The organism is Arthrobacter sp. C152 (assembly GCF_054890965.1).
This window is the reverse complement of the sequence record NZ_JBTZSU010000072.1, coordinates 1-4,023: the sequence shown is the minus strand read 5'-3', so window position 1 is coordinate 4,023 and position 4,023 is coordinate 1. Positions and strand designations below refer to the sequence as shown.

The 4,023-nt window shown below is 63.6% G+C and carries 5 protein-coding genes and 1 tRNA gene; all 6 read right to left on the bottom strand.

All coding sequences use genetic code 11. The features are described 5' to 3' along the window. Nucleotides 1-51: 51 nt before the first annotated feature. A complete protein-coding gene (locus ACYSM9_RS21640; RefSeq protein ID WP_461859003.1) occupies nt 52-849 on the bottom strand; it encodes an IclR family transcriptional regulator in 798 nt (265 codons plus the stop codon). A 233-nt stretch (nt 850-1,082) separates the two neighbouring features. Then, nucleotides 1,083-1,373, bottom strand: a complete 291-nt coding sequence (locus tag ACYSM9_RS21635; protein WP_461859002.1) for a hypothetical protein — start codon at nt 1,371-1,373, stop codon at nt 1,083-1,085. A gap of 116 nt (nt 1,374-1,489) precedes the next feature. Then, nucleotides 1,490-1,562, bottom strand: a tRNA-Val gene (locus tag ACYSM9_RS21630). A 100-nt stretch (nt 1,563-1,662) separates the two neighbouring features. Beyond that, nucleotides 1,663-2,538: an NAD-dependent protein deacetylase gene (locus tag ACYSM9_RS21625; protein ID WP_461859001.1), complete on the bottom strand. Its 876-nt coding sequence runs from the start codon at nt 2,536-2,538 to the stop codon at nt 1,663-1,665. Nucleotides 2,539-2,589: 51 nt separating this feature from the next. Beyond that, complete coding sequence (locus ACYSM9_RS21620; RefSeq protein ID WP_461859000.1) at nt 2,590-3,084, bottom strand: peroxiredoxin; 495 nt, start codon at nt 3,082-3,084, stop codon at nt 2,590-2,592. Further along, nucleotides 3,081-3,500, bottom strand: coding sequence for a DUF3052 domain-containing protein (locus tag ACYSM9_RS21615; protein WP_461858999.1), 420 nt, complete (start codon nt 3,498-3,500; stop codon nt 3,081-3,083). The genes ACYSM9_RS21620 and ACYSM9_RS21615 overlap by 4 nt, the downstream gene beginning before the upstream one ends. Between the last annotated feature and the right edge of the window lie 523 nt (nt 3,501-4,023).

Here is a 4,023-nt window from a genome sequence, read left to right as displayed (position 1 = left end):
GCCAATGAACGCCCGGGACCAGCCCCACGAAGCACTTAGTTCAGCAGTCTCCTAGCCCATGGGGTTCCCGAGCGACCGTGCGAGCTCCTGCAGCTCCTTCACCATCCGGGCTCCCTGCTCCTGCGTATAGGTCGCCTTGAGCGCCGTGACAGACAGTCCCAGGCTGGGCCCATGCGAGCCCCTGGTGGGCACAGCGACCCCGAGGCAGACCACCCCGGTGGTGGATTCCTCATCCTCGAAGGAGTAGCCCTGCTCCCTGATGGTCTGGAGTTGGTCCTTCAGCTCACGGCCCGTCCGCAGGGATTTGGGGGTCAGCACCGGCAGTTCGGCGTCGTCCGGGAACATGTCCTCGACGTCGTGGTCATGGAGCCGCGCAATCAGGGCCTTTCCGACGGCGCAGAGCGAGACCGGCATCTTGTCGCCGATGTTGGAGGTCAGCCGGACGGCCGGGTGCCCTTCGTAACGTGCAAGATAAATGACGTTGGCCCCGTCAAGCATGGCAATCCGTACCGTCTCACCGGAAAGGGTGGGCGCCTGCTCGCAATACCGGTAGAACTCCTGGACCTCGTCCATGCGGCTAAGATACGCCGCCCCGAGTTCAACGAGCTTGCGCCCCAGCGTGAATTCTGCGCCCTGCCGGTTGATAAGCCGCGCCTCCTCGAGCGCGAGCAGCAGATTTGAGGTGGAGGACTTCGGGATTCCGAGTTCCCGCGCCAGGTCACTGAGGGTGAGCCGTCCGCCAGGTGAGGCCGCCAGGGCTTCGAGTACGGCGGCGGCGCGCGTGACGGCCGGCGCCGGCGATGCGCTTCCCGTCCCTTCGGAGGAACGGGGGGTACGGGAATCGGCCATGATTCTCCTTCATAGTGCGCTGGCGCTTCTTTGTTAACTGTCCATTCAGCTGAACACAAACCATCATAATGGCTGACGTTGCGGTCACGACGGGCAGTAAGAAGGCAGCGACGCCACATTTAGGGGATGACTTTTTGTTTCCGGAAGTTCACGGTATACTCAACGCAGGCCCTCCACCGCGGCATCCCCCAATAGTCGCGGTGGAGGGTTTTCCAATGCCCGGGCGGCCCCGCTCATGCCGCTCCGGCGCTCGAGTCCCGCAATCGCCAGCCGCCTCCAAGGCCGTCCCGCTGCAGGTAGATGGTGGTGAGGGCGGACCTGCGGTTGGTGCCGAGCGTGACCTGCAGTTGGAGGACCTCGACGTCCACCCGGCTGCTGCCCCTGGGCATCCTGCGGCTGGTCTCCCACCAGTTGACCCGCTCAAACCATCTCACCGGCTCGGCACCCACGGACCATAGCCTGCCTTGGCTGAGCACCGCCGTCGGAATTCCCTGGTGGTCCGTGTGCAGTATGACGTGTTCCATGCCAGCACCCTAGGACCATGGTCCGACAATCCCGGTTGGGCAGCCGGCTGGCACTGGCGGCAAAAGCAAAAACCCCGCTGCATCCGCCGTGAAAACGGGCAACGGGGTTATTCCTGTGGGTCCTACCGGGATCGAACCGATGACATCCACGGTGTAAACGTGGCGCTCTACCAGCTGAGCTAAAGACCCAAAACCTGCTGTTTCCGGCGATTCCCGCCGCAACCAACGAACATATACTCTACCCGACGCGAAGCCATAAACGCGAATCCGGCCAGGGTCTGCACCCCGGCTAACGGCGGGGCAGTTCGCTCGCCAGGTAGGCAAGCGCCTGGCTGACGCCGGCCTCAAGTTTGATAGTGGCTTTGTCGTCACCACGCGTTGCGCCCCGGTTGATGATGACCACGGGCTTGCCGTCTTTGGCCGCATGCCGGACGAACCTCAGGCCGCTCATTACCGTCAGCGATGAGCCCGCCACTACCAGCGCCCCGGCCTCATCCACCATCGCGTAGGACCGCTCCACCCTGTCCTTGGGAACGTTTTCTCCGAAGTAGACGAAGTCCGGCTTCAGCGTCCCGCCGCAGGCAGGACATGTTGCAACCACGAAACTGCCGATAAGGGCCTGGTCCTCCACGGTCGAATCGGCATCGGGCGCCATTTCCACGAGGCCGGTTGCCGCGGCCCGTTCCAGGAAGCCCGGGTTCAGCTCTTCGAGCATGCCGGCCACCAAGCGGCGGGAGTAGGTCCGTCCGCAGTCCAGGCACACCACCTGGTCGTACCGGCCATGCAGATCGACCACATTGGAACTGCCCGCATCCTCATGGAGGCGGTCCACGTTCTGGGTGATCAAACCGGTCAGGTGGCCGCGCCGTTCAAGCTCCGCCGCGGCGTAGTGCCCCTGGTTGGGGTCGGCATGGCGGAGGTGGGACCAGCCGATATGGTTCCTCGCCCAGTAGCGCTGGCGGTTGCCGGCCTCCCGGACGAACTCCTGGTAGGTCATGGGCGAACGGGGCGGTGAGTCGGGGCCGCGGTAGTCCGGGATTCCCGAATCGGTGCTCAGGCCCGCCCCGGTCAGCAGGGCAAAGCGGGAGCCCGCAAGCAGGTCCCGGATCCGGGCCAACATTTCGAGGTCGCCGGCTGACGGCGGCTCAGGAACGGCAGGCGGCATGCTGGCAAAGCCCGTCAGGCCTGTCCCATGCCGCCGCCCAGCCACTGCGGCTCAGGTCCGTTTCAGGCCGACCAGGGCTGAGCGGTATTCGCTGAAATCCCGGGCCTGGCCCCGCGGATTAACAACGCTGTAGCGGACCGCGCCTTCTGCATCGATGATGAAGGTGGCCCGTTTTGCCATACCGCTGGCCGCGTCGAAGACACCGTACGCTTCGGCCACTCCTCCGTGCGGCCAGAAGTCCGCGAGCAGGTCGAAGGTGTAGCCTTCCTGCGCCGCGTAGGCCCGGAGGCTGAACTTGCTGTCCACGGAAACAGCCAGCACCACGGCATTGGCGTCTTCAAAGGCGGCCAGGTTGTCCCGTATCTCACAAAGCTCGCCGGTGCAGATGCCGGAAAAGGCAAAGGGATAGAAAACCAGTGCCACATTTTGCCCCCGGTAGGACGAGAGCCTGACCGGCTCACCGTACTGGTTGGCGAGCTCGAAGTCGGGGGCTTCGGAACCGAGGGCGGGCACAGCGGCGGAGGCTGTTTCGACCGCTGCAGTCACTTGTTCTTCCTGCTCACCAGGCGGGTTGCGCTCCAGTCCTTGGAGACGCCGGCCGAGGTGGTGACGTGCAGGCCGGCGGTGGGGGCGGCTTCCTGGATGTCCGCCGGCGAGACATAGCCGTCCCTCCCGGACTTGGGGGTGAGGACCCAGACAACGCCCTTCTCGCTGAGGGTGGTCAGGGAATCCACCAGGCTGTCCACGAGGTCTCCGTCACCTTCCCGCCACCACAGGATGACGGCGTCCGCCACTTCGTGGTCGTCCTCGTCCAGCATTTCGGAACCGGTGAGGTCCTCAATATCGTCACGCAAGTCGAAATCGACGTCGTCGTCGTAACCGAACTCCTGAATCAGATCCCCATTCTTGAAACCCAATTTTTCCGCCACATTTACCGAAGTGGCGGCGTCGGCCTCGCTCACGTGTACCTCCAATACCTCATTTATGCGGTGCGCATAGTGATTTCCGTTACTCCCAAGCCAACACCCTTTGTGCCTGCGCTTCAAGCTGCCGCCCCCGGGATTGCGCATATTCTGCGTCACATCCGGTTCCGGCAGCCCGCGCAGCGGCTTTTCGTCACACAACAAGTATGACGAACGAAATACAACCGCAGGGTCCGGGCCGCGGCTACGCATCGCGTTGAGGTCAGGGCTAGAGTGGCTGGTGACAACTATGCCTGCGGACGACAACCTTGTACTCCGTGCGGACATAGGAGCGCTAGGAAGCTGCCCGGCACACATGACCGGGCTGTTGTAACCGATACGTCGCACATGGCGTATGTACGCCGGGCAGTCACCCTGCCTGGCCTGAGTGCGCCGATTCATGCGCGCAAAGAGAGGTTGGACGTGGCTGCAGGAGAAGATACCTCCCATATCCTCAGCGGGTTGACCAACCAGCTGCCTGATCGTGATCCGGAAGAGACTGCCGAGTGGGTTGAGTCCCTGG

Bases quoted from the DNA above. Each gene is read 5' to 3' on its own strand.
- ACYSM9_RS21640 (WP_461859003.1), bottom strand. From the start codon at position 849: ATGGCCGATTCCCGTACCCCCCGTTCCTCCGAAGGGACGGGAAGCGCA.
- ACYSM9_RS21635 (WP_461859002.1), bottom strand. From the start codon at position 1,373: ATGGAACACGTCATACTGCACACGGACCACCAGGGAATTCCGACGGCG.
- ACYSM9_RS21625 (WP_461859001.1), bottom strand. From the start codon at position 2,538: ATGCCGCCTGCCGTTCCTGAGCCGCCGTCAGCCGGCGACCTCGAAATG.